This window comes from Pseudoflavonifractor intestinihominis, from assembly GCF_040096055.1.
GTDB lineage: Bacteria > Bacillota > Clostridia > Oscillospirales > Oscillospiraceae > Pseudoflavonifractor > Pseudoflavonifractor intestinihominis.
In genome coordinates, this window is record NZ_JBBMFK010000009.1 from 79,754 (window position 1) to 106,103 (window position 26,350).

Here is a 26,350-nt window from a genome sequence, read left to right on the forward strand (position 1 = left end):
GGGAGGGCGCGGCGCAGCGGCGCGCCGGGCCGGGACGATGAAGAAGATCGGATTTGACAACAAGAAGTACCTGGAAATGCAGTCCGCCCACATCCGGGAGCGGATCAGCAAGTTCGGCAACAAGCTGTACCTGGAGTTCGGCGGCAAGCTCTTTGACGACTATCACGCCTCCCGGGTGCTGCCCGGCTTTGCGCCGGACAGCAAGATCCGGATGCTCAAGGAGCTGCGGGACTCCGCCGAGATCGTCATCGCCATCTGCGCCAACGACATCGAGAAGAACAAGGTCCGGGGCGATCTGGGCATTACCTACGATGTGGACGTGCTCCGCCTCATCGACGCCTTCCGGGGCGAGGGGCTGATGGTGGGCAGCGTGGTGGTCACCCAGTACGCCGGCCAGGCCGCCGCGGACGCCTTCCGGGCCCGCCTGGAGAGCCTGGGCGTCAAGGTCTACCTCCACTACCCCATCGCCGGCTACCCCCACAACATCGGCCTCATCGTCAGTGACGACGGCTACGGCAAGAACGACTATATCGAGACCAGCCGTCCCCTGGTGGTGGTCACTGCCCCCGGCCCGGGCAGCGGCAAGATGGCCGTGTGCCTGAGCCAGCTCTACCACGAGTACAAGCGGGGCGTCAAGGCGGGGTACGCCAAGTTCGAGACCTTCCCCATCTGGAACCTGCCCCTCCAGCACCCGGTGAACCTGGCCTACGAGGCCGCCACCGCCGACCTGGGGGACGTGAACATGATCGACCCCTTCCACCTGTCCGCCTACGGCGTGACCACCGTGAATTACAACCGGGACGTGGAGATCTTCCCCGTGCTGTCCGCCATGTTTGAGAAGATCACCGGTGCGTGCCCCTACAAGTCCCCCACCGACATGGGCGTGAATATGGCGGGCAACTGCATCGTGGACGACGAGGCCGTCCAGGAGGCCGCCTGTCAGGAGATCGTCCGCCGGTACTACGCCGCCCTGTGCGACCGCAAGCAGAACCAGAACGGGGACGAGACGGTGTACAAGCTGGAGCTGCTCATGCAGCAGGCCAAGATCAGCCCCGCCATCCGTCCCGTCATCGCCGCTGCCCTCCAGGTGGCCGAGGAGACCGGCAACCCCGCCGCCGCCATCGAGCTGCCCGACGGCCAGGTGGTCACCGGCAAGACCACCGGCCTCATGGGCGCCTCCTCCGCCGCCCTGCTCAACGCCCTGAAGCAGCTGGCGGGCATTGAGCACGAGAAGCACCTCATCTCCCCCCAGGCCATCATGCCCATCCAGACTGTGAAGGTCAAGCACCTGGGCTCCACCAATCCCCGGCTCCACAGCGACGAGATCCTCATCGCCCTGGCCATCTCCGCCGCCGCCGACCCGCTGGCCGCCGCCGCGCTGGAGCAGCTCTCCGCCCTCCGGGGCTGTGACGCCCACTCCAGCGTCATCCTCTCCCCGGCGGACAGCGTGACCTACAGCAAGCTGGGCATGCACCTGACCTGCGAACCCCAGTACGAGACCAACAAGCTCTACCACCGGTAAGAGGAAACAGACCGCCCCTGTCACCGTGACGCTGACAGGGGCGGTTTTGCGTGTTACGGAATGACCCGAAGAGGCGGACCGTCCAGCACGATGACCCGGTCGGCCAGGTCCAGCACCTCCCGGTCGTGGCTGGCCAGCAGGACGGGGATACCCAGTGCCCGGATGCGGGAGAGGATGCGGCCGATCCGGGGCGGGTCCACGCCGTTGAAGGGCTCGTCTAACAGATAGAGCTCCCCGCCCAGGGCCAGGGTGCGGGCCAGGGCCAGGCGGCGGCACATACCCCCCGAGAGGGCGGAGGGGAAGGACTTCTCCTCGCCGGTCAGCTCGGCCAGCTCCAGCCAGCGGCCCGCCTCCTGGCGGCGCCTGGGGGGCAGCACGTCGGTGATGTGCTCCTCCACGGTGCGCCAGGGCAGGAGCCGGTCCTCCTGGAAGAGAACGGCGATGTCCCGGGGCGCGGGGCCGTCCACGGTGCCCGATTCCCCGGACTGGAGCCCGGCAATGACCCGCATGAGGGTGGTCTTGCCGGAGCCGGAGGGGGCGGACAGGGCGGTGATGCCCTCCAGAGGCAGGGCAAGGGAGAAGTGGTCCAGCACCGTCTTGTCCCCGAAGCGGACGGTGGCGCCGGTGATGCGCAGCTCCTTCATGCGCCCCGCCCCCTCTCCATGCGGCGTAACAGGGTTCCGAACATTTTGTCCAGCAGGAAGCTGAGGGCCAGCACGGTGATGGTCCAGGCGAAAAGGGAGGGAGTCTCCAGGTAGAGCTTGGAGTAGTACACCTGGGAGCCGATGGCCAGCTTGGGCACGCAGAGGACCTCGGCGGCCACCCCCGCCTTCCAGGCCAGACCCAGGGCGGTGGAGCAGCCGCTGGCAAAGTAGGGCAGCACCGAGGGCAGGTACACCAGCCGCAGGGTCTTCCACCGGCCGAAGCGCCAGGTCCTGGCCCCCTCCAGCAGGAGGGGGTCGGTCTGGGTGATGCCCTTGAACACGTTGCCCCACACCACCGGCAGCACCATCAGCCCGGCGCACACGGCGGGCACCAGCCCGGTGGTCACCCACAGCAGGAGCAGGATGATGAAGGAGGCCACCGGCGTGGCCCGGATGACCCCAACGGCGGGGGAGAGCAGCAGCCGTGCCGGGCGGAAGGCGGCGCAGGCGGCGGCCAGCAGGCCCCCCAGCACCGCCCCACCCAGGAAGCCGGAGAAGATGCGTGCCAGGGACAGCGCCGCGCTCTGCCACAGCAGGGGCGTGATCGCCAGCTCCACCAGGGTGTGCAGAACCAGCACCGGCCCGGGCAGCAGGAGGGCCTTGCCCTCTATGATGGCCTCGGCCAGGGCGGCGCCGTCTCCGGACAGCCAGGCGGCGGCGATGGCCTTCCGGCCCACCCACATAGCGGCAAGCTGCCATACCCCCAGCCAGAAGGCCGGGGGTATGACAGCCCGCAGGATGTCCCGGCCCAGAGAGCGGCCGGGCGTTTTTTGATTGTCAGGGGATGTAATAGAACGCGTCATCGGGGATGTACCCTCCGATCGAGGTGGGATCGGCCTGCCACAGCACGTCGAAGTAGCCCTGGATGCCCTCCATCATATCCTTGCCGGTGATGCACACCATGTTGGCCTGGGGGATGGCGGCCTTGGCGATGGCGGCCTTGGGGGTGATGCCGTACTGGGTGATGAGCTCGGCGGCGGCGTCCGGGTTGCTGGTCACGTAGTCGATGGAGGCGGCGTACTCCTCCAGGAAGGTGTTCAGCAGGTCGGGGTTCTCCTCGGCCCAGTCGGCCTGGACCACCAGGCAGCCCATGGTGAGCACGCTGTTGTCGGTGGTCACCTTGTCCCACTCCTCGGTCAGGTCCAGGGCCTGGCGGACATTCTCGCCCTGCATCAGTACGCTGGTGGCGGCGGGCACGGGCAGCATGCACAGGCTCATGGAGCCGTCCACCATGCCGGTGGTGATCTCCTCGCTGGGGACCCACTCAATGGTCACGTCCTCGCCGGGGGTGAGGCCGTTCTGCTCCAGCAGGTAGTTGAGCACGTACTCCGGGTTGGAACCCTTGGTGTTGGCGGGGGCATAGATGGTCTTGCCCGCCAGGTCGGCCATGGACTGGACGCTCTCGCCGTTCTCCAGGATGTAGAGCACGCCCAGGGTGTTGAGGGCCACCATCTTGATGCCCGCGTTCTTGTTGTAGATGGTGGCGGCCAGGTTGGTGGAGATGGCGGCGATGGTCAGGTCGCCGTTGATGATCTTGCCGCTGATCTCGTCGGGGCTGGCGGCGATGGTCACGTCATAGTCCAGGGCGGTGGTGCCGGCGTCGTTGTCGGCCAGGAGCTTGGCCGCGCCCATGCCGGTGGGGCCGCTGAGAACGGCCAGGGACACCTGGGGACGCTCAGTGGTCTGGCTGGGGCTGGGGGTCACCTCAGGAGAGGGGGAGGGGGTGACCTCCACGGTCTCAGAGGGCGAGGGGGAGACGGAAGGGGAGGGAGAGCCGGAGGCCTGGGTGTTCTGAGGCCCACAGCCCGCCAGGGCCAGCACAAGGGCCAGCGCCAGAGTCAGTGCGAGACATTTCTTCTTCATGGGGCATATCCTTTCTCATTGAAATAATGATGGTTCACGGCATGGGTTCCAGCAGCTCCGGCGCCGGCACCCGGATGGCCCGGCCTTCCCGCTGGATGGCGCCCCGGTCCTCCAGGGCGTCCAGGGCCCGGTACAGGGAGGCCCGGCTCACGTTGAGCCGCCCGGCCAGTCCGGTGAGGGAGCAGTCCAGAGGCACCACGCCGTCCCGAACTCTGGCGCGGAGAAAGCGGGTGAGCCGCTCCTCGGCGGTACCGGCGACGAGGCTGTCGATCTTCTGCTCCAGAAAGCGGATGCGGCCGGACAGGTAGCGGATGTACTGCCGGGCCAGGGTGGGGGAGGCGGCCATCAGCTCCTCCACCAGCTCCTGGGGCAGAAGCAGCATGCGGCAGGGGGAGCGGGCGGTGAGCTGGGCGGCGTAGTCCGTGCGGTCGTTGAAGAGGGCGGCGGCGCCGAACAGGTCCCCAGGCCCCAGTACGCTGACGATCAGCTCCCCCTTGCGCACCTCCACCTTGCCGGAGAGCACCGCTCCCAGGCTGCGGGAAAAGGCGTGGGGGGTGTAGATGGTCTCCCCACGGGCTGCCTCCGCCAGGGTGGACCGCCGGTCGGCAGCCGCCCGGAGGGCCAGGGTCTCAGGCAGTCCCTGGAAGAGCGGCGTGCGGGCCAGCAGAGCCAGATCTGACCGCTCCAGCTCCGCCATAGATGCCACCTCCAAAAACTGTCTCATCTGATACAGTTTTCAGAATACCGTGTTTTGCTGGAAAAGTCAAGCATCTTTCGGCGCGGAAGGGGGACGGGATGCATAGAATGGGGCAGAGAATGGAGGTAATGCAGATGGCAGAATGCAGATGCCGGGCCCGGCAGGGCGGCCAGGGGCGGTCCGCAGCCCGGCCCGTGAGCTCCTGGGAAGACCTGGAGAAGATGCCCATGAACCGTTACATCAACCCCAACACCGTCTTTGTCCGCCCCCAGGGGAGCTGTCGGGACGGCGAGGCAGAGCGGGCGCTGCTGGAACAGCTGGTGGAGCAGTCGGTGCGCCAGAACCAGTCGCTGGTGGACCTGCTGGGGGCGGTCAACGCCCTGACGGCGGCGCTGCTGGCCAAGCTGTGACAGCCGGGGCGGAAGATTAAAATAATATAAAGTTCAACAACTTTTTCTTGCCCCCGCCCGTCTTATCCAGTATAATACCATTTGTTGACATAACGCGAAAGAAAGCGGGCGTGATCATACCCCATGGCAGGAGTACGGAAGAAAAGGAAGAAACGACGGCGGGGCTCACCGCTGGGCAGGGCGCTGCGGATGTTTTACGCCGCAGTGGTGGCACTCTCCGCGGTGATCGTGACCACCTACGCGCTGTTTCAGTTTTTGGTCCCCGCGCCCACAGTGGAGACCCCTCCGGCGCCCACCGGTGATGTGACGGCGGAAAACCCCACCGACAACCCGGACACACCGGATATTGACGAGAGCACGGTCACGCCCAGCCAGCAGACACTGGAGCGGAAGGATCAGTTCTACACCTTCCTCCTGGCCGCCAGCGACCAGGTCAGCGGCAACTCGGACACCATCATGGTGGCGTCCTACGACGTGCCCAACCAGAAGGTGGCCCTGGTGTCCATCCCCCGTGATACCCTGGTCAACGGCAAGTACGGCAGCCACAAATACTACAAGATCAACTCCGCCTACTCCTACGGCGGCATTGACGAGCTGCGGGCCGTGGTGGCCGACATGCTGGGCATCCCCATCGACTTCTACGTGACCGTGGACCTGAAGGCCTTTGTGGAGGTAGTGGACGCGGTGGGCGGCGTGGACTTCTATGTCCCTGTGGACATGAACTACGACGCGGACGACCAGAATCTCCACATCCACTACGACAAGGGCATGCACTACGACCTCACCGGCCAGCAGGTGCTGGAGATCGCACGCTGCCGGAAAAACTCCGACGGACCGGGTACCTATCCCAACAATGTCTACGACGTGTACGCCGGCAGCGGCACCAACCGGGAGCAGACCCAGCGGGAGCTGATGGTGGCCATCGCCCGGAAGCTGATCTCCTGGAACAGCATCCCCAAGATCACCCAGTTCACAGAGATCGTGGGGCAGAACGTAAAGACCAACATGTCGGCCAGCGACCTGGCCTTCTTCGCCACCCGGGGCATCTATGTGGACCTGGACAGCAGCGTCACCACCACCGTGTTCCCCGGCAACGGCGAGGTGAGCTACAAGGGCTGGAGCTGGTGCTGGCAGTACTACCCCGAGGAGTGCCTGGAGATCATCAATAACTATCTCAACCCCTACACCACTGACATCACTATGGACATGACCAACATGTTCCAGGTCAAGTGACAGAAAAAGCGCGTCTGCCCTGCGGCAGACGCGCTTTTCGTATGTTCTCAGGTGTGTTCCGCGAAGTATTCCCGGGTCTGGTCTGCGTTGTGCATGACCTCGGCCCGCAGGGCCTCCAGGCTGGGGAACTTCCGCTCCCCGCGGAGGTGGCGGTAGAACTCCATACGGATGGTCTGGCCGTACAGATCTCCGTCAAAGTCCAGAATGTAGCCCTCCACGTTGACGGCGCCGTGGGCGTCCACCGTGGGGCGGACGCCGATGTTGGTCACCGCAGGGCGGCTGCTGCCGTCCTCGAACCACACCTTGGTGGCGTACACGCCATGGGCGGGCACCAGTACGCCGGGGGCAAAGCGGAGGTTCACCGTGGGGAAGCCCAGGGTGGTGCCCAGCTTTTTGCCGTGGGACACCGTGTCGGTCAGGGTGTGGGGGTGGCCAAGGAAGTAGTTGGCCCGCTCCATCTCCCCCTGGGCCAGCAGGGTGCGGATGTAGGTAGAGGAGATGGTGATGCCGTCCAGCTCCACCTTGGGGATGATGTCGCACCCCAGGCCCAGCTCGGCACAGATGGCCTTCAGCCGCTCCGGGTTGCCCTCCCCCTTGTAGCCGAAGTGGAAGTCGTGGCCCGCCACCAGGTGGACGGCGCCGTTCTCCCGGACGAGGAAGTCGGTGACAAAGTCACGCCAAGGCATGTGCATCATCCGGTCGTCAAAATGGGCCACAATGACCTCCTGGATGCCGTAGTACCGGCGCATCAGCTCCGCCCGGTCCAGGGGGGAGCTGATGAGGGGCATGGGGCTGCCGATGATCAGGTTTTCCGGATGGGTGTCAAAGGTGACGGCGGCGGGGATGGCTCCCAGTTCCTGGGCCACCTGGGCCACCCGGCTCAGCAGTGCGCCGTGGCCCCGGTGTACGCCGTCGAAAAAGCCCAGGGCGATGACCCGTTTTTTCTGCTCCATTGTTTACACCTCGAAAAAGCTCTTGATGGTGGTGAGACGGCCGCCGCTGACCTGGCCCAGGGCCAGGAAAGCGCCGCTCTCACCGTAGACCCGGTACTGGCCGTCGGCTGCCTGTGGGACGGACACCGCCGTGCCGTTGCGCACCTTTTTCTCCGGCCCAGCTTTCAGAATGAGTATGGGCCTTCCCGCAAAATAGGCGTCCACCGGCAGCAGCAGGCTCTGGGGGTCCTCTGCGGAGAGCAGGGCGTCCAGGGTGACGGCCTGGTCCAGGGAGAACCCGGCGGCCTCGGTGCGGCGGAGAGAGTACATACACCCGCCGCAGCCCAGAGCCTGGCCGATGTCATGGCAGAGGGTGCGGACATAGGTGCCCTTGGAGCACTTGACCCGCAGCAGATAGTCGGCGGGGCCGGTCTGTTCCACCACGTCCAGGCCGTAGATGGTCACGGGGCGGGGCTCCCGCTCCACCTCCTGGCCCTTCCGGGCCAGCTCGTAGAGCTTCTTGCCGTCCCGCTTGATGGCGGAGTACATGGGGGGGATCTGGAGGATATCCCCCCGGAAGGGGGCCAGGGCGGCCTCCAGGGCGGAGCGGTCAACAGCCACGGGCCTCTCCTCCAGCACGGTGCCAGAGGTGTCCTGGGTGTTGGTCACAACGCCCAGCCGCAGCCCGGCCACATACTCCTTGCCGCCCTCGGCGGCGAACTCCACCGCCCGGGTGGCCCGGCCCACAAAGACGGGCAGCACACCAGTGGCCATGGGGTCCAGGGTCCCGGCGTGGCCCACCCGGCGCTCGTGGAGCACGCCCCGGATCTTGGCGCACACATCCATACTGGTCCATCCGGCGGGTTTGTCGATCACGATAATTCCATTTGCCATACTCAGCCCTCCGTAAACTCGCGGCGCAGCCCAGCGCAGCGGGTGCGGCGCGAAAAGGAGGAGCCGCCCGCCGGGATAAGCGCCGCTGCTCCAGCGGCGGCGCGTTCCACAAGGGCGTGGTCCGACGCGGTCCATCCGGCGGGCTTGTCAATCACAATGATTCCGTTCGGCATTCCGGCCTCCTCAGCCCTGCTGGATCTGGTGGATGGCGTCCAGAATGGCGGTCTTGGCGTCGGAGACGGAACCCATCACCGAGCATCCGGCGGCAGCGGCGTGTCCGCCGCCGCCCAGCAGGGCACATACCGCCGAGGCGTTGAGCCCTGCGGCCGTGCGGACGGAGAGCTTGCACTCTCCGGGCCGCAGCTCCCGGATAGTGACGGCGGTCTCCACCCCCTCCACCTGTCCGGCAAAGGCGGCGATGTCCTCGGCGTCCTCCTCGTGGGCGTCCAGGGCCCTCATCATCTCCAGGGTGACGGCGGCGATGGCGATGGTGCCGTTGTCGAAGAGCTCCATGCCCTCGGTGATCATGCTCTCCAGCTGCAGGCGCTTGAAGCTCTTGGTGCGGAAGTGGCGCTTATTGACGCTGCGGTAGTCGATGCCGGTGTCCATCAGGGCGGCGGCCACCCGGTGAGTGCCGGAGGTGGTGTTGCTGTAGAGGAAGCAGCCCGTGTCGGTGGACACGGCCAGGTACAGGGCCAGGGCGGCGGCAGGGGACACAGGCCCCCACTGGCGGACGATATCATAGATGAGCTCGCCGCAGGCGGCCCGGCCCGGGTCCACGCAGTTCTCCCTGCCGAAGCCCTCGTTGGAGGGGTGGTGGTCGATGGCCAGGTCCACGCCCTTGTCCAGCCAGCAGCGGGCATTTTCAGGGAACAGCCCCCGGCCCGCGATGTCCACGCTGACCACAAAGGCGGGGGAGAACCCGTCAGGGGCCAGATAGCCCTCCAGATAGGGGGTAAAGAGGCTGGTGGCGTCGGCGTTGGGCAGGAGCCAGGCAGTCTTGCCCAGCTCCCGCAGGGCGGCGCACAGGCCCACGCCGCAGCCGATGGTGTCGCCGTCGGGCCGGCGGTGGGTGAGAATGAGAATATCGTCCTGACGCCGCAGCAGTTCAGCGGCTTCCGTATAGGTCATGGGACTTCACTCCTCGCTGTCCAGATTAATGTGGGCGTTGGCGGGATTGGCTGGCTTGACCACCTCGGGGTCCCGCAGCATGCTCAGAATGTGAGCGCCCTGGGCCATGGAGTCGTCTTTCTCAAAGATCAGCTCCGGGGTGTACCGCAGGGAGAGGGCGGCGCCCAGCTCCCGGCGGAGGTAGCCTGCGGCGGATTTGAGGCCCTTGACCACCTCATTGACGTCGCTCTTGTCCAGCACGCTGACGTGGACCTTGGCATACCGCAGGTCGGTGGTGGTGTCCACCGCCGTGATAGAGACCAGCCCGTGGACTCTGGGGTCCTTCACCGTGCGGATGAGGCCGGAGAGCTCACGCTGGATTTCTTCGTTGATGCGTCCGATTCGATTGCTCGACATGATCGGATCTCCTTTCATAAGTGAGCGGGGAGGCGCCCGAAAGGGCCTCCGCGCTATATTGCAATGGTCAGGCAGGTCTGCTGGTGTTCCTCCAGCTGCTCCAGCGTGTCCTGCGCCAAAGCGGACAGAGGGCCGGAGAAACGGCGTATCCTGTGCGCCCCGCCGCCCACCCAGAGGTGCCACAGCTCCACGGTCTCACCGCGGGCGCAGTTTTTTGACAGATAGGCCCGCAGCTGTGCGGCGTCCTCCTGGGTGGGGTACAGGTTCAGCTCATACCGGCAGGGCTGCATGTCCAGCGCCAGGCAATCCACCGCCTGGCGGTAGTATTCATGCTCCTGTACGGAGAAGCCGTCCTCCTCCAGCGTGACAGTCATACCGCCCGCCTTCACGGTGCGGAGGCGGCGGATGCCGGAGTCGTAGAGGGGCAGGGAATGGGAGGCGGCTAGGAGATATACACAGCTCATGGGGACCTCCAGGGGAGACAAATAAGCAAAGCAGGGCGGGCGAAAACGCCCGCCCTGCTTTTGGGGTCTTGTAGAATGAGAAAAATGAGGGGTTACACCTCAATCTGTTCCATCAGGTAGGCTTCGATGACGTCGCCCTGCTTGATGTCCTGGAACTTCTCGAAGGTAATACCGCACTCGTAGCCCTGGGCGACCTCCTTCACGCTGTCCTTGAAGCGCTGGAGGGAGGCGATAGAGCCGTCGTAGATGACGATGTTGTCCCGCAGGAGACGCATCTGAGCGCCGCGCTGCATCTTGCCGTTGGTGACATAGCAGCCGGCCACCATACCCACGCCGGTGATACGGAACACCTCGCGGACCTCGGCCTGACCCAGGAAGACCTCCTTGAACTTGGGGGCCAGCATGCCCTTCATGGCGGTCTCGATCTCCTCTATGCAGTCATAGATCACGCGGTACATCCGCATATCCACCTTGTTGCGGGCGGCGGTCTCCTTGGCGTTGTTGTCGGGGCGGACGTTGAAGCCCACGATGATGGCGTTGGAGGTGGTGGCCAGCATGACGTCGCTCTCGCTGATGGCGCCAACGGCGCAGTGGATGACCCGCACCCGGACCTCGTCGTTGGACAGCTTCTCCAGGGAGGACTTCACCGCCTCTGCGGAGCCCTGGACGTCGGCCTTGACGATGACGTTCAGGTCCTTGATCTCGCCCTGCTGGATCTGGCTGAACAGATCGTCCAGGCTGACCTTCTGCTTCACGCCGCCAGAGGCAGCCATCTTCTGGTCGTGCTTGCGCTGCTCCACCAGCTCGCGGGCCATGCGCTCGTCGGCCACGGCGTGGAAGTCGTCGCCGGCGCCGGGCACCTCGCTCATACCGATGATCTCGACAGGCACGGAGGGACCGGCCTCGGTGACCTTCTCACCCCGGGCGTTGGTCATGGCGCGGACACGGCCCACAGCGGTGCCGGCGATGATGATGTCGCCCTGGTGGAGGGTGCCGTTCTGCACCAGCAGGGTGGCCACGGGGCCGCGGCCCTTGTCCAGCCGGGCCTCGATGACGGCGCCGTGGGCGGAGCGGTTGGGGTTGGCCTTCAGCTCCTGCATCTCGGCGGTCAGGATGACCATGTCCAGCAGGTTGTCGATGCCCTCGCCGGTCTTGGCGGAGATGGGGCAGATGATGGTCTCGCCGCCCCACTCCTCGGGCACCAGCTCGTACTTGGTGAGCTGCTCCTTGATGCGCTCGGGGTTGGCGGTGGGCTTATCCATCTTGTTGATGGCCACGATGATGGGGATATTGGCGGCCTTGGCGTGGTTGATGGACTCCACGGTCTGGGGCATGATGCCGTCGTCGGCGGCCACCACCAGGATGGCCACGTCGGTGATCATGGCGCCGCGGGCACGCATGGCAGTGAAGGCCTCGTGGCCGGGGGTGTCCAGGAAGGTGATGGGCTTGCCCTGGACGTCCACCTGATAGGCGCCGATGTGCTGGGTGATGCCGCCGGCCTCGCCGGCCGCCACGTGGGCGTTGCGGATATAGTCCAGCAGGGAGGTCTTGCCGTGGTCGACGTGGCCCATGACCACCACCACGGGGGCGCGGGGCACCAGGTCCTCCGCCTTGTCCTCGGCGGTGTCGATGAGCTTCTCCTCGATGGTGACGATGACTTCCTTCTCCACCTTGCAGCCCATCTCTTCCGCGATGATGGCGGCGGTGTCGAAGTCGATGATGTCGCTCAGGGAGGCCATGACGCCGTTCTTGATCAGGCACTTGACCACCTCGGCGCCGGTCTTCTTCATCCGGCTGGCCAGCTCGCCCACGCCGATCTCGTCGGGGATCTTGACCACGGTGGGGTGCTTCTTGGCGATCTCGGCCTGGAGCCGGCGCATCTTCTCCTGCTCCTCAGCCCGGCGCTTGTTGCCCTGGAAGCTGTTGTTCCGGCGCTGGTTGCGGCCCTGGAACTTCTGCTTGCCGCCGCCCTGCTGCTGGCGCTCGGAGGTGAAGGACTCCAGGCGCTCGTCGTACTTCTCCAGGTTCACGTTGCCGCTCTTGCGGGTGTCCACCACCTTCTTCTCGGGCACGCGGGTGGTGGGACGGCGGTCCTGGGTCTGTTGCTGGGGCTGGGCCTGCTGCTGAGGCCGCTGCTGGTTCTGGTTCTGATTCTGGTTCTGCTGGGCAGCGGGCCGCTGGGCCTGCTGCTGGGGAGCCTGCGCCTTGGGAGCGTCCTTGGGCTGCTTGGCGCCCTGCTGGTTCTGGGCGGGGGCGGCCTTGGGGGCCTCCGCCTTCTTGGGCTCGTGGTACACATCGGCATAAATGCTCTCGATGCTGTCCACCTGGTGGTGCTGGGTCAGATACTCAAAGATGATGGACAGCTCTCTGTCCTCCAGCACCTGCATATGGTTCTTGGGCGTGGTCGCGTACTTGGTGAGGATATCGGCGATATCCTTGGAGTTCATTTTGAAGTCCTTGGCGACCTCGTGCACACGGTATTTGTTCAGCAAATGAGCCACCTCCATTGTGGAGCCTGCACCAATAGGAAAACGCAGGCAGGGTTCCCTGCGCTTTCTTATTGGAACAAGCTCTCTGCTCGAAACGGATACGTTCTCTATGGGAAACCGCCGCAGCGGCGGGAAAACCTTGTTCATGCCTTGGGCTTGGGGCCCCGGTGGAGTCCGCCCTTGACCTGCAGTTTACCCTTGGGCACCTTGGGCCGCCCGGAGGGGGCGGGGGAGGAGCGCAGGGGGGGGTTGGACGGGGCGGGCGGGGCTTTCTGCTCTTTTGGGGGCGCGGCCCAGGGCTTGCGCTTGCCCTCACGGAGATTTTTCTCGTGCTGGCGCTGCTCCTTCTGCCGCTGGAGGGCCTTCTGGGCCTTGGTGTCCAGGGCGGCGGACAGCTCGCCGTACCGGGCCTGGTCCAGCAGGGCCAGCTTGGCGGCCAGGGAAGAGGCAAAGCCGATGTCGGTGACGGCCACCAGGGCGCAGGAACTGCGGCCCACGGTGCCGCCCAGCTCCGCCTTGGAGAAGGGCAGCTCCGTCCAGGGGACGGCGCCCGCCTCGGCGAAATGGGCGCAGCGGCGGCGGGTGTTGTCGGCGGCGTCGGCGGCCACCAGAAGCAGCTTGGCGTGGTGGGCGCGGGCGGCCGCGCCCACCGGCTCCTCGCCCACCTCCAGCCGTCCTGCCTTCTTGCACAGGCCGATGAGAGAGAGAATGGCGTTAGACATCGGGGGCCTCCTTCATCTGCGCCTCCAGGGCGTCCCATACCTCGTCGGGCAGGGGGGCGGAGAAGGCGCGCTCCAACGCCTTGGCCTTTCGGGCCTTTTTCAGGCACTCAGGGTTGGGGCAGACGTAAGCGCCCCGGCCGGGCTTTTTGCCCTTGAAGTCCAGGGAGACCTCGCCCTCGGGGGAGCGGACCACACGGATCAGCTCCTTCTTGGGCTTCATCTCCCGGCAGCCCAGGCACTGGCGCAGGGGAATTTTTTTGGGCATGGGACAAGCGCCCCCTTTCCACGGGAAAATCAGAAAATCAAATTACACGTCCAGGGGCTCGTCGGCGGCCTCGGCGGTCTGGGCGGCCTCCACGGGCGCGTCGTCCACCACGACCTCGTCGGACTCCTGGTCCTCATCGCCGCCGGGGTTGGAGGCGGGCTTGATGTCGATCTTGAAGCCGGTGAGCTTGGCGGCCAGGCGGGCGTTCTGGCCCTCCTTGCCGATGGCCAGGGACAGCTGGTCGTCAGGCACCACCACGCGGCAGCTCTTGCCGTCGTCCAGGGTGGTGACGCTGATGACGTCGGCGGGGGAGAGGGCGGCGGCCACGTACTCGGCGGGGTCGTCGGAGTACTTGATGATGTCCACCTTCTCGCCCTTGAGCTCCTCCACGATGTTGTTCACGCGCTGGCCCCGGGGACCCACGCAGGCGCCGATGGGGTCCACGTTGGGGTCGGCGGACCAGACGGCCAGCTTGGTGCGGCTGCCCGCCTCGCGGGCGATGGACTTGACCTCCACGGTGCCGTCGTAGATCTCGGGCACCTCCAGCTCGAACAGGCGCTTGACCAGGCCGGGGTGGGTGCGGGAGATGAGGACCTGGGGGCCCTTGGTGGAGCGGCGGACCTCCACCACATACACCTTCAGCCGGTCGCCCTCGTGGATGGTCTCGCCCCGGACCTGCTCGCCCACAGCCAGGAAGGCCTCAGTGACCTCACTGCCCGAGCCGATGCGCAGGCTGGCGGAGCCAGAGCGGGGGTCGATGCGGGTGACCACGCCGGTGAGCAGCTCGTGCTCCTTGGAGCTGAACTCATCATAAATCATGCCCCGCTCGGCCTCGCGCATACCCTGGATGATGACCTGACGGGCGGTCTGGGCGGCGATACGGCCAAAGTCCTTGGTCTTGACCTCCATACGCACCACGTCGCCCAGCTGGATGTGGGGAAGGCGCATCCGGGCGTCGGCAAGGCTGATCTCGGTGAAGGGGTTGTCCACGGTCTCCACCACGTCCTTCTTGACGAACATGCGGACTTCGCCCTTCTCCTCGTTGGCGTCCACCACGATGTTGTCGCCGGCGCCCTCATGGTCCCGCTTGTAGGCGCTGATCAGGGCCTGGGTGATCTTCTCCAGCATATAGCTCTTGGGGATGCCCTTCTCCTGCTCGATCATGCCGATGGCGGCGAAGAACTCCTTGCCGTCCAGCTCATTGCTCTTCTGAGCCTTTGCATTTCTCTTAGCCATAATCCTTCATCAAACTCCTTATACCATAACGGATTCCCGGCGGGGAATCAAACACGGACGTACAGCCGCACCTGGGCCACGTCCTTCTTGGGGAAGGTCACGGCTCCCTTGGGGAGCTCTACCGTCACATCGCCGTCCTCGTAGCCTTTCAGAATGCCCACATGGTCCTTGCGGCCCTCCACGGGGCGGTAGAGGCGGACCTCCACCTCGGCGCCCAGGAAGGCGGCGAAGTGCTCCGGGTGCCGGAGGACCCGGTCGATGCCTGCGGAGGAGACCTCCAGGGTGTAGCTGCCCTCGATGGGGTCGGCCTCGTCCAGGGCGTCGGACAGGGGCCGGGACACGGCCTCGCAGTCGTCGATGGTTACGCCGCCCTCCTTGTCCAGATAGACCCGGAGAAACCAGGTGCCCGCCTCACGCACATACTCCACATCCCAGATGCTGCAGCCGTTTTCCGCCGCGATGGGCTGGGCCAGCGCCCGGACCAGCTCAGTGACTTTCGCCATAGAGGAGCCTCCTTCGGTATAAAATGTCAGAAAAAACCAAACCGGTTTTTTTCAATAATAAAGAGCGGAGCAAAGCCCCACTCTCACCATACTTCCTCTACTATCATACGCAGTATACCACGGAACGCGTTCCATTGCAAGGCCTTTCCCTGTTTTTTCACAGGATGAGGGCAGGTAAAAATGGACGAAATGGAGGCTGGAAGGAGAAAAAACAGCCGGCCTGCAACATTTTTACGCTTTGCAGCGATATCATTACAGAGAAAGCGGACAGCGGGAGGCCCTGGCAGCGTATTCCGCGTTGACATGAACTGAAATTGTACTTAAAATAATATGCATTGGATAAACCGTAAAATAAAGGATTATTCTACATATATAAAAAGGAAAATGAGGAGAAAGAGGCATGAACCAGGCAGTACATATCTTACAGGAAGTGAAGAAGGCGGTGGTGGGCAAGGACGAGGTGATCGCCCGTGCCCTGCTGGCCATCCTGGCCCGGGGGCACATCCTGCTGGAGGACATCCCCGGCGTGGGCAAGACCACCATGGCCCTGGCCTTCTCCCGTGCGCTGTCCCTGGACTACAACCGGGTGCAGTTCACCCCCGATGTGATGCCCTCCGACATCACCGGTTTCTCCCTCTATAATAAAGAGACGGGGAAGATGGAGTACCAGCCCGGCGCGGCGCTGTGCAACCTGTTTCTGGCCGACGAGCTCAACCGGGCCACCAGCCGCACCCAGTCCGCCCTGCTGGAGGCCATGGAGGAGGGCCAGGTGACGGTGGACGGCGTGTCCCACCCGGTGCCCCGGCCCTTTATCGTCATCGCCACCCAGAACCCGGCGGGGGCTGCGGGCACCCAGCTGCTGCCCGACTCCCAGATGGACCGGTTCATGGTGCGGCTGTCCATCGGCTACCCCGCCCCCGAGGCGGAGAAGGAGATGCTCCGCCGCCGGCAGGGGGGCAACCCCCTGGACAGCGTGGAGCGGGTGGTGGACCACGGCGGCCTGCTGGACCTTCAGAAGCAGGTGGACGCCGTCCACCTGTCCGACCAGGTGCTGGACTATATCGTGGCTCTGGTGGGGGCCACCCGGGTCCACCCCATGATCGAGCAGGGGGCCAGCCCCCGGGCCTCTCTGGCTCTGTCCGCCATGGCCAAGGCCGCCGCCTTTGTCCAGAACCGGGACTACGTGCTGCCCGAGGATGTGACCATGGTGTTCAAGGACACGGTGGCCCACCGGCTCATCCTCTCCCCCAGAGCCGGGGAGAACGACCCGCTGGAGGACGTGATGCGGGCGGTGACGCCGCCCAAGGTGCAGTAATGGCCCGGTGCCGGGTGGGGTATCTGCTGGCGCTGGGGGCGGCGGTACTCTTTTTCGTGTGTTTCAACGGATATTTTTCCTTCTATGTCCTGGTGCTCGCTCTGGTGTTCCCCCTGTTCTCTCTGCTGGTGAGCCTGCCGGGCATGCTGGGCTGCGCCGTGGAGCTGGGCCTGTCTGCCCGGGCTGTGCGCCGGAACGAGACGGCGGAGGCCCAGCTCACTGTCATCAGCCGCAGCCGCCTGCCGGTGGCGCGGCTGACCGTGGACCTGAGATGGGACAACGCCATGAACGGCCAGTCCGGCGGAGCCCGGGTCAAGCTGTCCGGGGCGTCCCTGGGGGCGGTGCGGCGGGAGGGCCTGCCCACCGGCCACTGCGGCATGGTGCGCTGCCGGGTGGCGCGGGTGCGGGTGTGCGACCTGCTGGGGCTGTTCGCCTTCCGGCGGCCCATTCCCCCGGCGGCCGAGCTGGCGGTGCTCCCCCTGGACCTGCCCCCCGAGCCGGTGCCGGCCCTGCTGGGGGCGGAGAAGAACCAGGTCATGCGGCCCCGGCCCGGCGGCGGCCCCGGCGAGGACTACGACCTGCGGCCCTACCGGGCTGGGGACCCCCTCCGCTCGGTCCACTGGAAGCTGTCCACCAAGGTGGATGCCCTGGTGGTGCGGGAGACCCTGGAGCCCCAGAAGGCCGTCATTGTCCTGAGCTTTGACCACTTCGGCACACCGGAGGACCTGGACCTGATCCAGGACCGGCTGGAGGCGGTGTCCCGTGCCCTCATCGAGCGGGAGCGGCCCCACGCTGTCCGATGGCTGGAGGAGGGGGCGGGCCGGGTCAGGGAGCGGAGAGTGTCCAGCCTGACCGACCTGCGGGCCTGCCAGTGGGAGATCTTCTCCACCCCCGCCCCGGCTGACGGCCACACCGCGGCGGCCAGACTGAATGGGGGCGGCGGCGCCCTGGTCCGCAGTCTCCACATCACCGCCGGGGACGGCAGGGGAGAGGAGGGTACCCAATGAGAGAAAATCTCACCCTCACCCGCCGCACAGCGGTGGTCCTCTCCGACTGCCTGATGCTCTTCCTGGGCCTGTACGGCACGGTGTTCTGCCTGATCTCCGCCTTCCACCTGCCGGTGGACTACCGGACCATCACCGTCACCTGCCTGGTGTGCGCGCCCCTCTTTACAGCGGTGTTTTCCCTGCCCTGGCGCTGGGCCAGAGGGGCGCTTTATCTGGGCTGTGCCGCCGCTGTGGCGGTGACGGCCTGGCGCTGGCTGGATCTGCTGGAGCTGGGCGGCCTGGTGCTGGCCCGGCAGGTGGTGAACACCTTCGCCTGGGCTCTGGGCAGCAGTGTGACCCTGGATATCACATCCCTGACCGGCGAGACCACCCTGGGGAGCGAGGCGGCGGCCATGACCGCCCTGTTCCTCCTGCTGACCGTGGCCCTGGCCTTCTGGATCGGGTGGCTGTGGCAGCGGATGCGGTCCTTCTGGCTCACCTTCTGGGGCACCTTCCCGCTGCTGGCGCTGCCGCTGTCGGTGACCGTAACCCCGGGCTGGACGCCCCTGCTGATGCTGCTCCTGTTCTGGGGCGTGGGCCTGCTGGTGCGCCAGGCCAACAAGAAGGACCTGTCCGGCAGCGCCAAGACCGTGCTCATGACGCTGCCCCTGTGCGCCCTGCTGCTGGCGGGGCTGGGGCTGGCCCTGCCCAGGGAGGAGTACGAGCAGACCGACTGGGCGGCGGAGGCCCGGCTGGAGATCATCGACCGCCTGGCGGCGGCCGGGCGGGGCGTGGCCAACGCCGGGGCGGACCTGGGCCTGGCCTCCGGCTCCGACCAGATCGACCTGAGCCGGGTGGGACCCCTGGACTTTGACGGCGACACGGCCCTGCGGGTGCGCAGCGAGACCACCGGCCACATCTACCTGCGTGGCTTCTCCTCCGCCGTCTACACCGGCGGCGGCTGGGAACAGCTGTCCGACGAGGTGTACCAGCAGATGCGGGAGGGGTGGACGTTTACCGTGCCCGATATGGCGGCTATCTCCTCCATGAAGAGCGGGACGGAACTGCAGATAGACGGCATCGGGGACTACCAGCCCATCAACTTCCCCGCCATGGCGGACGCCGATGCAGATTCTGTCCGCATCGAGGTGGAGAACGTGGGGGCGGCCGACCGGTTCGTGTACACCCCCTACCAGCTGAGCACCACCCCCGACCGGATGACCGGCGCGGAGTTCGTGGGGGACGCCTATCTGGCCCGTGGCACCGGCGTGTGGACCCACATCCTCTACGCCCGTGAGACGGCCAGCCCCCTCAGGGCCAGGCTCACGGGGGATGCCGCACAGGCGGAGGAGAGCTACCGCTATTTCGTCTATGAGAACTACCTTCAGCTCCCCGAGGAGCTGAAGCCGGAGATTGACGGGCTGGTGCAGGACCTGGCGGGCTGGAACAGCCCGGAGGCCATGGAGGAGATGGAGGCGAACATGGATCAGGGGGTACCGTACGCTGTGTCCCTGACCCGGTACATCGCAGCCTATCTGTCCTCCATCGCCGTCTACGACCCGGACACCCCCGCGGCCCCGGATGGCACGGACTTTGTCACCCACTTCCTGGACGAGGGCCGGGGCTACTGCATGCACTTCGCCACCACCGCCACCCTGATGCTGCGGAGCATCGGTCTGCCTGCCCGGTATGTGTCCGGCTATGTGGCGGACACGGTGGCGGGGGAGTGGGTGGATGTGCCCGACTACAACGCCCACGCCTGGGTGGAGGTGTACCTGACGGGGTACGGCTGGCAGCCGGTGGAGGTGACGCCGGGCTACGACGGCACCTTTGCCTGGGAGAAGGAGCCGGAGGAGACGCCGGCGCCCACCGAGACCCAGGCCCCCGAGGCCACCCCCGCGCCCACCCACAGCCAGGCGCCGCGGCCCACCTGGGAGCCAGCGACGCCGGAGGGGACAGAGGAGCGGGAGCCCCTCAGCCCCTGGCTGTGGCTGCTGGCCATTCCCGCTGTGCTGGTGCTGGCGGTAGCCGGTCTGGTGCTCCGCCGCCATCTGGCGGCCCGGAGCAGAGCCCGTAAGTTCGGACAGCCCGATCCCAACCGGGCGGTGATCGAGATGTATCTCTACATGGAGAAGGTGGCCGCCCACACCGGCGGGACCGTGGACCAGACCCTGGAGACCCTGGCCAAGAAGGCGACCTTCAGCGCCCACGTGCTGACGGCCCAGGAGCGGGAGACCGCCCGCGCTCTGACGGAGCAGGGGGCCGAAGCGGCGGACCAGAGCCGGGGCAGACTGGACCGGCTGGTGTTCCGGTACGTTCTGGGACTGTATTGAGCGAAAAAAGCCTGCCGGACGCATATGCGTCCGGCAGGCTTTTTGTATGGGATGAATGGTCTTACTCCAGCTCGAAAGCGCCGGTGTAGAGCTGGTAGTACACGCCGTGCTGGGCGATCAGGTCCTCGTGGCTGCCCCGCTCAATGATGCGGCCGTGATCCAGCACCATGATGGCGTCGGAGTTGCGGACAGTGGAGAGCCGGTGGGCGATGACGAACACGGTCCGCCCGCTCATCAGGCTGTCCATGCCCCGCTGGACCAGGGCCTCGGTGTGGGTGTCGATGGAGGAGGTGGCCTCGTCCAGGATCATGACCGGGGGATCGGCCACGGCGGCCCGGGCGATGGCCAGCAGCTGCCGCTGGCCCTGGGACAGGTTGGCGCCGTTGCCGGTGAGCATGGTGTCGTAGCCCTGAGGCAGGCGGCGGATGAAGTCGTCGGCGTTGGCCAGCACGGCGGCGGCCTCCACCTCTTCGTCGGTGGCGTCCAGGTTGCCGTACCGGATGTTCTCCCGGACGGTGCCGGTGAACAGGTTGGTGTCCTGGAGCACGATGCCCAGGGAGCGGCGCAGGTCGCTCTTGCGGATGTTGTTGATGGAGATGCCGTCGTAGCGGATCTTGCCGTCGGCGATGTCGTAGAACCGGTTGATCAGGTTGGTGATGGTGGTCTTGCCCGCGCCGGTGGCGCCCACGAAGGCCAGCTTCTGGCCGGGCTTGGCGAAGAGGGTGATGCCGTGGAGGATGGTCTTGCCCTGCTCATAGGCGAAGTCCACGCCGTCGAAGCGCACATCGCCGGAGAGCTTGACCAGGTAGTGGTCCTCCCCCTCCACGTTGCGCACGGGGCCCTGAATGATACGGTAGGAGGGGCCGGTCTCGGTCTCCGGGTATTTCCAGGCCCAGGCGGAACCCGCCTCCGGCTTTTTCAGCTCCTTAAGGCTTCCGTCCTCCCGGGTGCGCACCGGCACCATGGTAGCGCCCACGCCGTGGGGTACCTTCCAGGCCCAGAGGTTGGTCCGCTTCTCGCTCTCCTCCAGCTGGCTGCCCGACTTGTCGTAGGACACGTTTACCAGGGTGACCACGCCGTGGTCCTCCTCGGGGGCCTCGTCCATCAGCTGGAAGATACGCTCGGCGCCGGCCAGACCCATGATGACGGAGTTGAGCTGCTGGGAGATCTGGCTGATGGGGTTGCTGAAGCTCTTGGACAGCTGGAGGAAGGAGGCGATAACGCCCAGGGTGATGCCGGTGTCGAAGCCGCCCAGGGCCATCAGGCCGCCGGCCATGGCCACGATGACGTACTGGATGTTGCCGATGTTGATCATGATGGGCATGAGGATGTTGGCGTACTTGTTGGCCTGATAGGCACTGTCGCACAGGGCGTCGTTGACCTCGTCAAAGCCCTTCTCGGCCTCCTCCTCGTGGCAGAAAACCTTGATGACCTTCTGGCCGTTGATCATCTCCTCGATGTAGCCGTTCAGGTCGCCCAGCTTCATCTGCTGGCGGATAAAGTACTTGGCGCTGCGGCCGGCGATGTAACGGGTGACCACCAGCATGCAGCCCACGCACAGCAGCACCACGATGGTGAGCCACACGTTCTTGAACAGCATGGCGAAGAAGGTGACGGCGATCATGACCACCGAGTTGAACATCTGGGGGATGCTCTGAGAGAGCATCTGGCGCAGGGTGTCCACGTCGTTGGTGTACACGCTCATCACGTCGCCGTGGGCGTGGGTGTCAAAGTACTTGATGGGCAGGGTCTGCATGTGGCTGAACAGGTCGTCGCGGATGGTCTTCTGCACGCCCTGGGAGATGGTCACCATGATCCGGTTGTAGGCCAGGGTGCACAGGGCGCCGGTGACGTACAGGCAGGCCATCATGATGAGGGCCTGGAGCAGGGCGGTGTATACCGGGGTCTCCATGGTCAGCAGGGGGGCGATGTAGTCGTCGATGAGGGCCTGGAGGAACAGGGAGCCGCCCACGGAGGCAATGGCGCTGACCAGGATGCACAGCAGCACCAGGAAGAAGCGGAACTTGTAGCCGGCAAACACATAGCTGAGGATCCGACCGGCAGTATGACGTCTGTTGAAGGGCTGGGCTTTCTTATTCATCGTCGCTGCCTCCCTTCGTCTGGGAATCGTAGATTTCGCGGTATGTCTGGCAGGTCTTGAGCAGCTCCTCATGGGTACCCATGGCGCTGATCTTTCCGCCCTCCATCACCAGGATCTTGTCCGCGTCCTCAATGGAGGAGATACGCTGGGCAATGATGAACTTGGTGGTGTCGGGGATCTCGGTCCGGAAGGCCTGGCGGATGAGGGCGTCGGTCTTGGTGTCCACGGCGGAGGTGGAGTCGTCCAGGATGAGGATCTTGGGCCGCTTCAGCAGGGCGCGGGCAATACACAGACGCTGCTTCTGGCCGCCGGACACGTTGGAGCCGCCCTGCTCGATGTGGGTGTTGTACTTGTCGGGGAACTCCTGGATGAAGGGGTCGGCCTGGGCCAGACGGCACATGCGGACCATCTCCTCATCGGTGGCGTCGGCGTCGCCCCAGCGCAGGTTCTCCTTGATGGAGCCGGAGAAGAGCACGTTCTTCTGGAGTACCATGGCCACCTGCTGGCGCAGGGCCTCCATGTCGTAGTCCCGGACGTCCACGCCGCCCACCAGCACCCGGCCCTCGGTGGCGTCGTACAGGCGGGGGATGAGCTGGACCAGGGTGGTCTTGGAGGTGCCGGTGCCGCCCAGGATGCCCACGGTCTCGCCCGACTTGACGGTCAGGTTCACGTCCTTCAGGCACTCCTTATTGGGGTCGTTGGCGTAGCTGAAGCCCACGTTCTCAAAGACCACGGAGCCGTCCTTCACCTCGGTGACGGGGTTGGGACCGTTCTTCAGGTCGCTCTCCTCGCTGAGCAGCTCATAGATACGCTCGGCGGAGGCGCGGGCCAGGATGATCTGCACCAGCACCATGGAGCACATCATCAGGCTCATGAGGATCATCATGATGTAGCTGAACATGCTGGTCAGGTTGCCGGTGGTGATCTCGCCGCCCACCACCAGATGGGCGCCCACCCAGGACACGGTCAGCATACAGCCGTACACGCACAGCTGCATCAGGGGCGCATTGAAGGAGATGAGCTTCTCGGCCCTGGTGAAGTCGGTGAAGATCTCGTTGGAGACGTTGCCGAACTTGGCCCGCTCGTGGTCCTCGCGGACAAAGGACTTGACCACCCGGATGCCCAGCAGGTTCTCCTGCACCACGTTGTTGAGCCAGTCGTACTTCTTGAACACCCGCTCGAAGATGGGGTGGGCGTTGGTCATGATGAGGAACAGGCCCAGAGCCAGGATGGGGATGACAATCAGGAAGATAAGGGCCAGCTTGGGGCTGATGGTAAAGGTGAGGGCCCAGGCGCAGATGAGCATGATGGGGCAGCGCACGGCGATGCGGATGATCATCATGAAGGCCATCTGCACGTTGGTCACATCGGTGGTCAGGCGGGTGATGATGCCGCCGGTGGAGAACTTGTCGATATTGGAGAAGGAGAACTTCTGCACGTTGCGGTACATCTCCCGGCGCAGATTGCGGGAGAAGCCGGTGGCGGCCTTTGCGGCGAAGCGGCCGGACAGGGCGCCGAACAGCAGGGCCACCAGGGCCATCACCACCAGCAGTACGCCGTACCGCACGATGTTCTCCATGCTCCCGGCCTCGATGCCCTTGTCGATGAGCTGGGCCATCATCATGGGGATCAGAACATCAAAGGCCACCTCGAAGATAACGAAGATGGGGGTCAGGATGGTGTCCCGCTTGTACTCCTGAATACAGGCGTTCAGACGTTTGATCATGAAATCGCTCCTTTGCAGTTGGAATCGTGAGAGTGCAGGGACCGGCTGTCCCGGGGGCTAATCCAGCAGATTGCGCTGAATTTTCCGCGCCGTGGCGATGAACTGCTCCAGTTCTTCCGCCGTCAGGCCGGCGGTCATGAGGGCCTCGGCGATCTGGAATTTCTCCGCAATTTCCGCGTGGATGGCCATGGCTTTTTCCGTTGGGACCAGCTTTTTCAGCCGCGCGTCCTGGGGGACGCTCTGGCGGGTGAGCATACCGTCCCGCTCCAGGTTCTGGAGAAACCGGGAGGCGGTGGAGCGGCGGATGCAGAACACCTCTTCCACGTCCCGCTGATAGAGCTCACGGTCCAGGTGGTCGCAGAGAAAGCCCATGATGAGTCCCTCCGTCTCAGTGATGCCGTGGCGGCCCTCAGGCGGGGGGGGGGTGAGCTCCATCATTTTCCGACGGAGCAGATTGGACAGGCTGCGGATGACAAAGCCAACGGAGTTCTGGCGCTGTATGGCGATCTACCCCCTCACTTTAGTTAGATTGCTAACATATTATAGTGAGATAAAAAATAGATGTCAATAGGGGAAATGGGAATTTACTCTTTGACAAAAAAAGAGAAGAAAGAAGGTTAAAAAATAGACAAAAATCCAAAATATCAGAAGAAGGGGAAAACAATTGCCAAGGGGTCAAGTTTTCCCGGGAAGGGGAATTGCAATCGGCGGAGGGACGTGCTAACATGTAAGCTACCAGATGAAAGCCCCTGCCGGCAGGGGTGGATTGAGACCAGGTGATGAAGGGTGAAATATTTCTATGGGGCCGGAAAGAGGGGGCCCTATTTTGAAGGCTGGCAGCTCCGGCACCAGGCGCCCGGCGGCGAGACGCTGTCCCTGTTTCCGATGCTGCGCATCGACAGGGCGGGGGGCACCACGGCGTCCGTCCGGGTGGAGTCCCGGGAGGGCACGTGGAACATCAGCTGTCCGGGAGAGAGCTTCCAGGCCTCCGAGGGGCTGTTCCAGGTGTGGGTGAAGGGCAGCCTCTTCAACCGGAAGGGGCTGTGGCTGGACCTGCGGACCGGAGGCATGACCCTGTGCGGCGAGCTGCGATACGGCCCCTTTACGCCGCTGAAGTACGATTTGATGGGGCCGCTGGGGGCGCTGCCCGTGTTCCCGGTACGCCGGGGGGTCATCAGCATGGGCCACCGGCTGGAGGGCGTTCTGCTGCTCAACGGCCGGCGCATCGACTTCACCGGCGGCACCGGGTTTATTGAGACGGTCCGGGGCACCGACCGGCCTTCTACATCTCTGTGGAGCCAGAGCATCTGGCGTGAGGAGCGGAGCAACAGCATCCTGGTCAGCGTGGAGCGGGTGTCCACCCTGGCGGGGCCGCGGGTCAGCTGCCTGTGCGCAGTGCTCTACGGCGGACGGGAGTACCGCCTGGTCTCCTACCGCGGGGCCAGCGTGGAGCAGTGGTCTCCGGCGGGGACCTTGATCCGGCAGGGCGCCCTGCGCTTGGCCGTGGAGCCGGCGGGAGAGGGGGAGCATCCCCCCGTCCGCTACCAGCTCTGGGACGGGGACAAGCTGCTGTTCGACCACCTGGACCCCTGGGCGGGCTACCGCTTCACCGAGGAGAAAAAGGACAGCTGAACAAAGCAGGAGGGAGGACGCTCACAGACCGAGCGTCCTCCCTTTTTTAGTGTTTGAATTTTTCCAGCAGGCGGGCCTCCCACTGGTCGCCGTACTTCATGGCGGCCAGGAACAGAGCCAGACCGGCCAGACCGATGAGGGCCATGGCCCAGATGGGGACGGCGATCACCGAGCTGCCCACAGCCGAGGCCACCAGCAGGCCCCAGGGCCGGGTGAGGACCACGATCACCAGGAAGCGGGGGAGGCCGATGTCGGTCAGACCCGCCAGGATGCAGATCAGGTCGTCGGGGAAGAAGGGGAAGAGAAAGACCAGCGCCAGGAACACGTCCCGCTTGCGGCGGATCACCTCCAGGTATCGGTCGGACACCTTCTGGCTGACAAAGCGGCCGGCGAAGGACTGGCCCAGCACCCGGGCCAGCCAGAACACCACCACGGAACCCAGCACCACCGCCCCTGCCGTGAGCAGGAAGGCGGGCCACATGCCGAAGAGCAGTGCGCCCCCTGCGGCGGTGATGTTGCTGGGGATGGGCGCAATGACCACCGAGGCCAGCTGGACCAGGAAAAAGACCAGGTGGGAGTAGGGGGAGAAGCGGGTGATGTAGTCCTGGATGCCGTCCAGGGATCTGGCGGCGGAGAAAAAGCCGGTGTTCCAGAGGAAAAGGAAGATGCCGCCTAGGATCAGAATGGTGAGGATCAGCGTGGCGATCCATTTTTGATTTCTTTTTTTCATATGCCAAGCCCCTTGTCTTGCGCTGCCGGGATGGGAGCCGGACGACCATATCCGACATCCATTACC

At 65.1% G+C, this 26,350-nt stretch carries 25 protein-coding genes; 7 read left to right on the plus strand and 18 right to left on the minus strand.

The genetic code is table 11. The features are described from left to right. Positions 1–37: 37 nt before the first annotated feature. On the plus strand, positions 38–1,522 hold the full coding sequence (locus tag WMO64_RS07075) for a DUF1846 domain-containing protein (protein WP_294516967.1): 1,485 nt from the start codon (positions 38–40) through the stop codon (positions 1,520–1,522). 53 nt (positions 1,523–1,575) lie between these two features. On the opposite strand, the gene WMO64_RS07080 is transcribed toward WMO64_RS07075, so the two are convergent. The 4 genes from WMO64_RS07080 to WMO64_RS07095 are packed head-to-tail and all read right to left on the minus strand — an operon-like array spanning position 1,576 to position 4,786. Next, positions 1,576–2,166 (minus strand): ATP-binding cassette domain-containing protein, encoded by a 591-nt coding sequence (locus WMO64_RS07080; RefSeq protein ID WP_349231523.1) that lies wholly within the window; start codon positions 2,164–2,166, stop codon positions 1,576–1,578. Continuing rightward, positions 2,163–3,029, minus strand: a complete 867-nt coding sequence (locus WMO64_RS07085) for an ABC transporter permease (protein ID WP_349231524.1) — start codon at positions 3,027–3,029, stop codon at positions 2,163–2,165. The genes WMO64_RS07080 and WMO64_RS07085 overlap by 4 nt, the downstream gene beginning before the upstream one ends. Beyond that, complete coding sequence (locus WMO64_RS07090) at positions 3,004–4,089, minus strand: ABC transporter substrate-binding protein (protein ID WP_349231525.1); 1,086 nt, start codon at positions 4,087–4,089, stop codon at positions 3,004–3,006. Before WMO64_RS07090 ends, WMO64_RS07085 begins: the two co-directional genes overlap by 26 nt. A 34-nt stretch (positions 4,090–4,123) precedes the next feature. Then, positions 4,124–4,786 (minus strand): Crp/Fnr family transcriptional regulator, encoded by a 663-nt coding sequence (locus WMO64_RS07095; protein WP_349231526.1) that lies wholly within the window; start codon positions 4,784–4,786, stop codon positions 4,124–4,126. Positions 4,787–4,920: 134 nt separating this feature from the next. Here WMO64_RS07095 and WMO64_RS07100 point away from each other — a divergent pair, with 134 nt between their 5' ends. Then, on the plus strand, positions 4,921–5,196 hold the full coding sequence (locus WMO64_RS07100) for a hypothetical protein (protein WP_294516955.1): 276 nt from the start codon (positions 4,921–4,923) through the stop codon (positions 5,194–5,196). 189 nt (positions 5,197–5,385) lie between these two features. Continuing rightward, the gene (locus WMO64_RS07105) at positions 5,386–6,429 is read left to right on the plus strand and encodes an LCP family protein (RefSeq protein ID WP_349231527.1); all 1,044 of its coding nucleotides are present in this window, start codon (positions 5,386–5,388) and stop codon (positions 6,427–6,429) included. A 47-nt stretch (positions 6,430–6,476) separates the two neighbouring features. Here the strand turns inward: WMO64_RS07105 and ribF are convergent, their stop codons facing one another. The 10 genes from ribF to rimP form a co-directional block, all read right to left on the minus strand. After that, positions 6,477–7,382, minus strand: coding sequence for a riboflavin biosynthesis protein RibF (ribF, locus tag WMO64_RS07110; protein WP_349231528.1), 906 nt, complete (start codon positions 7,380–7,382; stop codon positions 6,477–6,479). Positions 7,383–7,385: 3 nt separating this feature from the next. After that, positions 7,386–8,255, minus strand: a complete 870-nt coding sequence (gene truB / locus WMO64_RS07115; RefSeq protein ID WP_349231529.1) for a tRNA pseudouridine(55) synthase TruB — start codon at positions 8,253–8,255, stop codon at positions 7,386–7,388. A 183-nt stretch (positions 8,256–8,438) separates the two neighbouring features. Beyond that, complete coding sequence (locus tag WMO64_RS07120) at positions 8,439–9,386, minus strand: DHH family phosphoesterase (RefSeq protein WP_349231530.1); 948 nt, start codon at positions 9,384–9,386, stop codon at positions 8,439–8,441. A gap of 6 nt (positions 9,387–9,392) precedes the next feature. Further along, positions 9,393–9,782, minus strand: coding sequence for a 30S ribosome-binding factor RbfA (rbfA, locus tag WMO64_RS07125; RefSeq protein ID WP_294516940.1), 390 nt, complete (start codon positions 9,780–9,782; stop codon positions 9,393–9,395). 53 nt (positions 9,783–9,835) lie between these two features. Further along, positions 9,836–10,246 carry a hypothetical protein gene (locus WMO64_RS07130; protein ID WP_349231531.1) on the minus strand — a complete coding sequence of 137 codons (411 nt, stop codon included), beginning with the start codon at positions 10,244–10,246 and terminating at the stop codon, positions 9,836–9,838. Between the two features lie 92 nt (positions 10,247–10,338). Then, positions 10,339–12,753 carry a translation initiation factor IF-2 gene (gene infB / locus WMO64_RS07135; RefSeq protein ID WP_349231532.1) on the minus strand — a complete coding sequence of 805 codons (2,415 nt, stop codon included), beginning with the start codon at positions 12,751–12,753 and terminating at the stop codon, positions 10,339–10,341. Between the two features lie 125 nt (positions 12,754–12,878). Then, positions 12,879–13,457, minus strand: a complete 579-nt coding sequence (locus WMO64_RS07140; RefSeq protein WP_294516932.1) for a L7Ae/L30e/S12e/Gadd45 family ribosomal protein — start codon at positions 13,455–13,457, stop codon at positions 12,879–12,881. Next, positions 13,450–13,722, minus strand: a complete 273-nt coding sequence (rnpM, locus tag WMO64_RS07145) for an RNase P modulator RnpM (protein WP_294516928.1) — start codon at positions 13,720–13,722, stop codon at positions 13,450–13,452. Before rnpM ends, WMO64_RS07140 begins: the two co-directional genes overlap by 8 nt. A gap of 42 nt (positions 13,723–13,764) precedes the next feature. Then, on the minus strand, positions 13,765–14,958 hold the full coding sequence (gene nusA / locus WMO64_RS07150) for a transcription termination factor NusA (protein ID WP_349231533.1): 1,194 nt from the start codon (positions 14,956–14,958) through the stop codon (positions 13,765–13,767). Between the two features lie 47 nt (positions 14,959–15,005). Further along, positions 15,006–15,461, minus strand: a complete 456-nt coding sequence (gene rimP, locus WMO64_RS07155) for a ribosome maturation factor RimP (protein WP_349231534.1) — start codon at positions 15,459–15,461, stop codon at positions 15,006–15,008. 400 nt (positions 15,462–15,861) lie between these two features. Here rimP and WMO64_RS07160 point away from each other — a divergent pair, with 400 nt between their 5' ends. Genes WMO64_RS07160 through WMO64_RS07170 form a run of 3 tightly spaced genes read left to right on the plus strand, consistent with a single transcriptional unit; the run spans position 15,862 to position 20,095 of the window. Beyond that, positions 15,862–16,776, plus strand: a complete 915-nt coding sequence (locus tag WMO64_RS07160) for an AAA family ATPase (RefSeq protein WP_349231535.1) — start codon at positions 15,862–15,864, stop codon at positions 16,774–16,776. Next, complete coding sequence (locus WMO64_RS07165; RefSeq protein ID WP_349231536.1) at positions 16,776–17,783, plus strand: DUF58 domain-containing protein; 1,008 nt, start codon at positions 16,776–16,778, stop codon at positions 17,781–17,783. The genes WMO64_RS07160 and WMO64_RS07165 overlap by 1 nt, the downstream gene beginning before the upstream one ends. Next, positions 17,780–20,095, plus strand: coding sequence for a transglutaminase domain-containing protein (locus tag WMO64_RS07170; protein WP_349231537.1), 2,316 nt, complete (start codon positions 17,780–17,782; stop codon positions 20,093–20,095). Before WMO64_RS07165 ends, WMO64_RS07170 begins: the two co-directional genes overlap by 4 nt. A gap of 61 nt (positions 20,096–20,156) precedes the next feature. Here WMO64_RS07170 and WMO64_RS07175 read toward each other — a convergent pair whose 3' ends face one another. From WMO64_RS07175 to WMO64_RS07185, 3 genes are read right to left on the minus strand one after another with little or no spacing between them, the layout of a single operon-like run. Continuing rightward, positions 20,157–22,196 (minus strand): ABC transporter ATP-binding protein, encoded by a 2,040-nt coding sequence (locus WMO64_RS07175; protein ID WP_349231538.1) that lies wholly within the window; start codon positions 22,194–22,196, stop codon positions 20,157–20,159. Further along, positions 22,189–23,922, minus strand: coding sequence for an ABC transporter ATP-binding protein (locus tag WMO64_RS07180; RefSeq protein WP_294518520.1), 1,734 nt, complete (start codon positions 23,920–23,922; stop codon positions 22,189–22,191). The genes WMO64_RS07175 and WMO64_RS07180 overlap by 8 nt, the downstream gene beginning before the upstream one ends. A 57-nt stretch (positions 23,923–23,979) precedes the next feature. After that, complete coding sequence (locus WMO64_RS07185) at positions 23,980–24,360, minus strand: MarR family winged helix-turn-helix transcriptional regulator (RefSeq protein ID WP_349231539.1); 381 nt, start codon at positions 24,358–24,360, stop codon at positions 23,980–23,982. Positions 24,361–24,708: 348 nt separating this feature from the next. Between WMO64_RS07185 and WMO64_RS07190 the strand changes: the two genes are divergently transcribed. Continuing rightward, entirely contained in the window at positions 24,709–25,554 is an 846-nt protein-coding gene (locus WMO64_RS07190) for a hypothetical protein (protein WP_349231540.1), read from the plus strand. A gap of 46 nt (positions 25,555–25,600) precedes the next feature. Here the strand turns inward: WMO64_RS07190 and WMO64_RS07195 are convergent, their stop codons facing one another. Beyond that, the gene (locus WMO64_RS07195; RefSeq protein WP_294518529.1) at positions 25,601–26,284 is read right to left on the minus strand and encodes a TVP38/TMEM64 family protein; all 684 of its coding nucleotides are present in this window, start codon (positions 26,282–26,284) and stop codon (positions 25,601–25,603) included. Positions 26,285–26,350: the final 66 nt, after the last annotated feature.

Coding starts and splice junctions, on each gene's coding strand:
- WMO64_RS07100 (WP_294516955.1), top strand. CDS start 4,921: ATGGCAGAATGCAGATGCCGGGCCCGGCAGGGCGGCCAGGGGCGGTCC.
- WMO64_RS07195 (WP_294518529.1), bottom strand. CDS start 26,284: ATGAAAAAAAGAAATCAAAAATGGATCGCCACGCTGATCCTCACCATT.
- WMO64_RS07180 (WP_294518520.1), bottom strand. CDS start 23,922: ATGATCAAACGTCTGAACGCCTGTATTCAGGAGTACAAGCGGGACACC.
- ribF (WP_349231528.1), bottom strand. CDS start 7,382: ATGGAGCAGAAAAAACGGGTCATCGCCCTGGGCTTTTTCGACGGCGTA.
- WMO64_RS07165 (WP_349231536.1), top strand. CDS start 16,776: ATGGCCCGGTGCCGGGTGGGGTATCTGCTGGCGCTGGGGGCGGCGGTA.
- WMO64_RS07140 (WP_294516932.1), bottom strand. CDS start 13,457: ATGTCTAACGCCATTCTCTCTCTCATCGGCCTGTGCAAGAAGGCAGGA.
- rbfA (WP_294516940.1), bottom strand. CDS start 9,782: ATGTCGAGCAATCGAATCGGACGCATCAACGAAGAAATCCAGCGTGAG.
- WMO64_RS07080 (WP_349231523.1), bottom strand. CDS start 2,166: ATGAAGGAGCTGCGCATCACCGGCGCCACCGTCCGCTTCGGGGACAAG.
- WMO64_RS07160 (WP_349231535.1), top strand. CDS start 15,862: ATGAACCAGGCAGTACATATCTTACAGGAAGTGAAGAAGGCGGTGGTG.
- WMO64_RS07170 (WP_349231537.1), top strand. CDS start 17,780: ATGAGAGAAAATCTCACCCTCACCCGCCGCACAGCGGTGGTCCTCTCC.
- truB (WP_349231529.1), bottom strand. CDS start 8,255: ATGGCAAATGGAATTATCGTGATCGACAAACCCGCCGGATGGACCAGT.
- rimP (WP_349231534.1), bottom strand. CDS start 15,461: ATGGCGAAAGTCACTGAGCTGGTCCGGGCGCTGGCCCAGCCCATCGCG.
- nusA (WP_349231533.1), bottom strand. CDS start 14,958: ATGGCTAAGAGAAATGCAAAGGCTCAGAAGAGCAATGAGCTGGACGGC.
- WMO64_RS07075 (WP_294516967.1), top strand. CDS start 38: ATGAAGAAGATCGGATTTGACAACAAGAAGTACCTGGAAATGCAGTCC.
- WMO64_RS07175 (WP_349231538.1), bottom strand. CDS start 22,196: ATGAATAAGAAAGCCCAGCCCTTCAACAGACGTCATACTGCCGGTCGG.
- WMO64_RS07130 (WP_349231531.1), bottom strand. CDS start 10,246: ATGAGCTGTGTATATCTCCTAGCCGCCTCCCATTCCCTGCCCCTCTAC.
- WMO64_RS07085 (WP_349231524.1), bottom strand. CDS start 3,029: ATGACGCGTTCTATTACATCCCCTGACAATCAAAAAACGCCCGGCCGC.
- WMO64_RS07095 (WP_349231526.1), bottom strand. CDS start 4,786: ATGGCGGAGCTGGAGCGGTCAGATCTGGCTCTGCTGGCCCGCACGCCG.
- WMO64_RS07120 (WP_349231530.1), bottom strand. CDS start 9,386: ATGACCTATACGGAAGCCGCTGAACTGCTGCGGCGTCAGGACGATATT.
- infB (WP_349231532.1), bottom strand. CDS start 12,753: ATGGAGGTGGCTCATTTGCTGAACAAATACCGTGTGCACGAGGTCGCC.
- WMO64_RS07090 (WP_349231525.1), bottom strand. CDS start 4,089: ATGAAGAAGAAATGTCTCGCACTGACTCTGGCGCTGGCCCTTGTGCTG.
- WMO64_RS07185 (WP_349231539.1), bottom strand. CDS start 24,360: ATGATGGAGCTCACCCCCCCCCCGCCTGAGGGCCGCCACGGCATCACT.
- WMO64_RS07105 (WP_349231527.1), top strand. CDS start 5,386: ATGTTTTACGCCGCAGTGGTGGCACTCTCCGCGGTGATCGTGACCACC.
- rnpM (WP_294516928.1), bottom strand. CDS start 13,722: ATGCCCAAAAAAATTCCCCTGCGCCAGTGCCTGGGCTGCCGGGAGATG.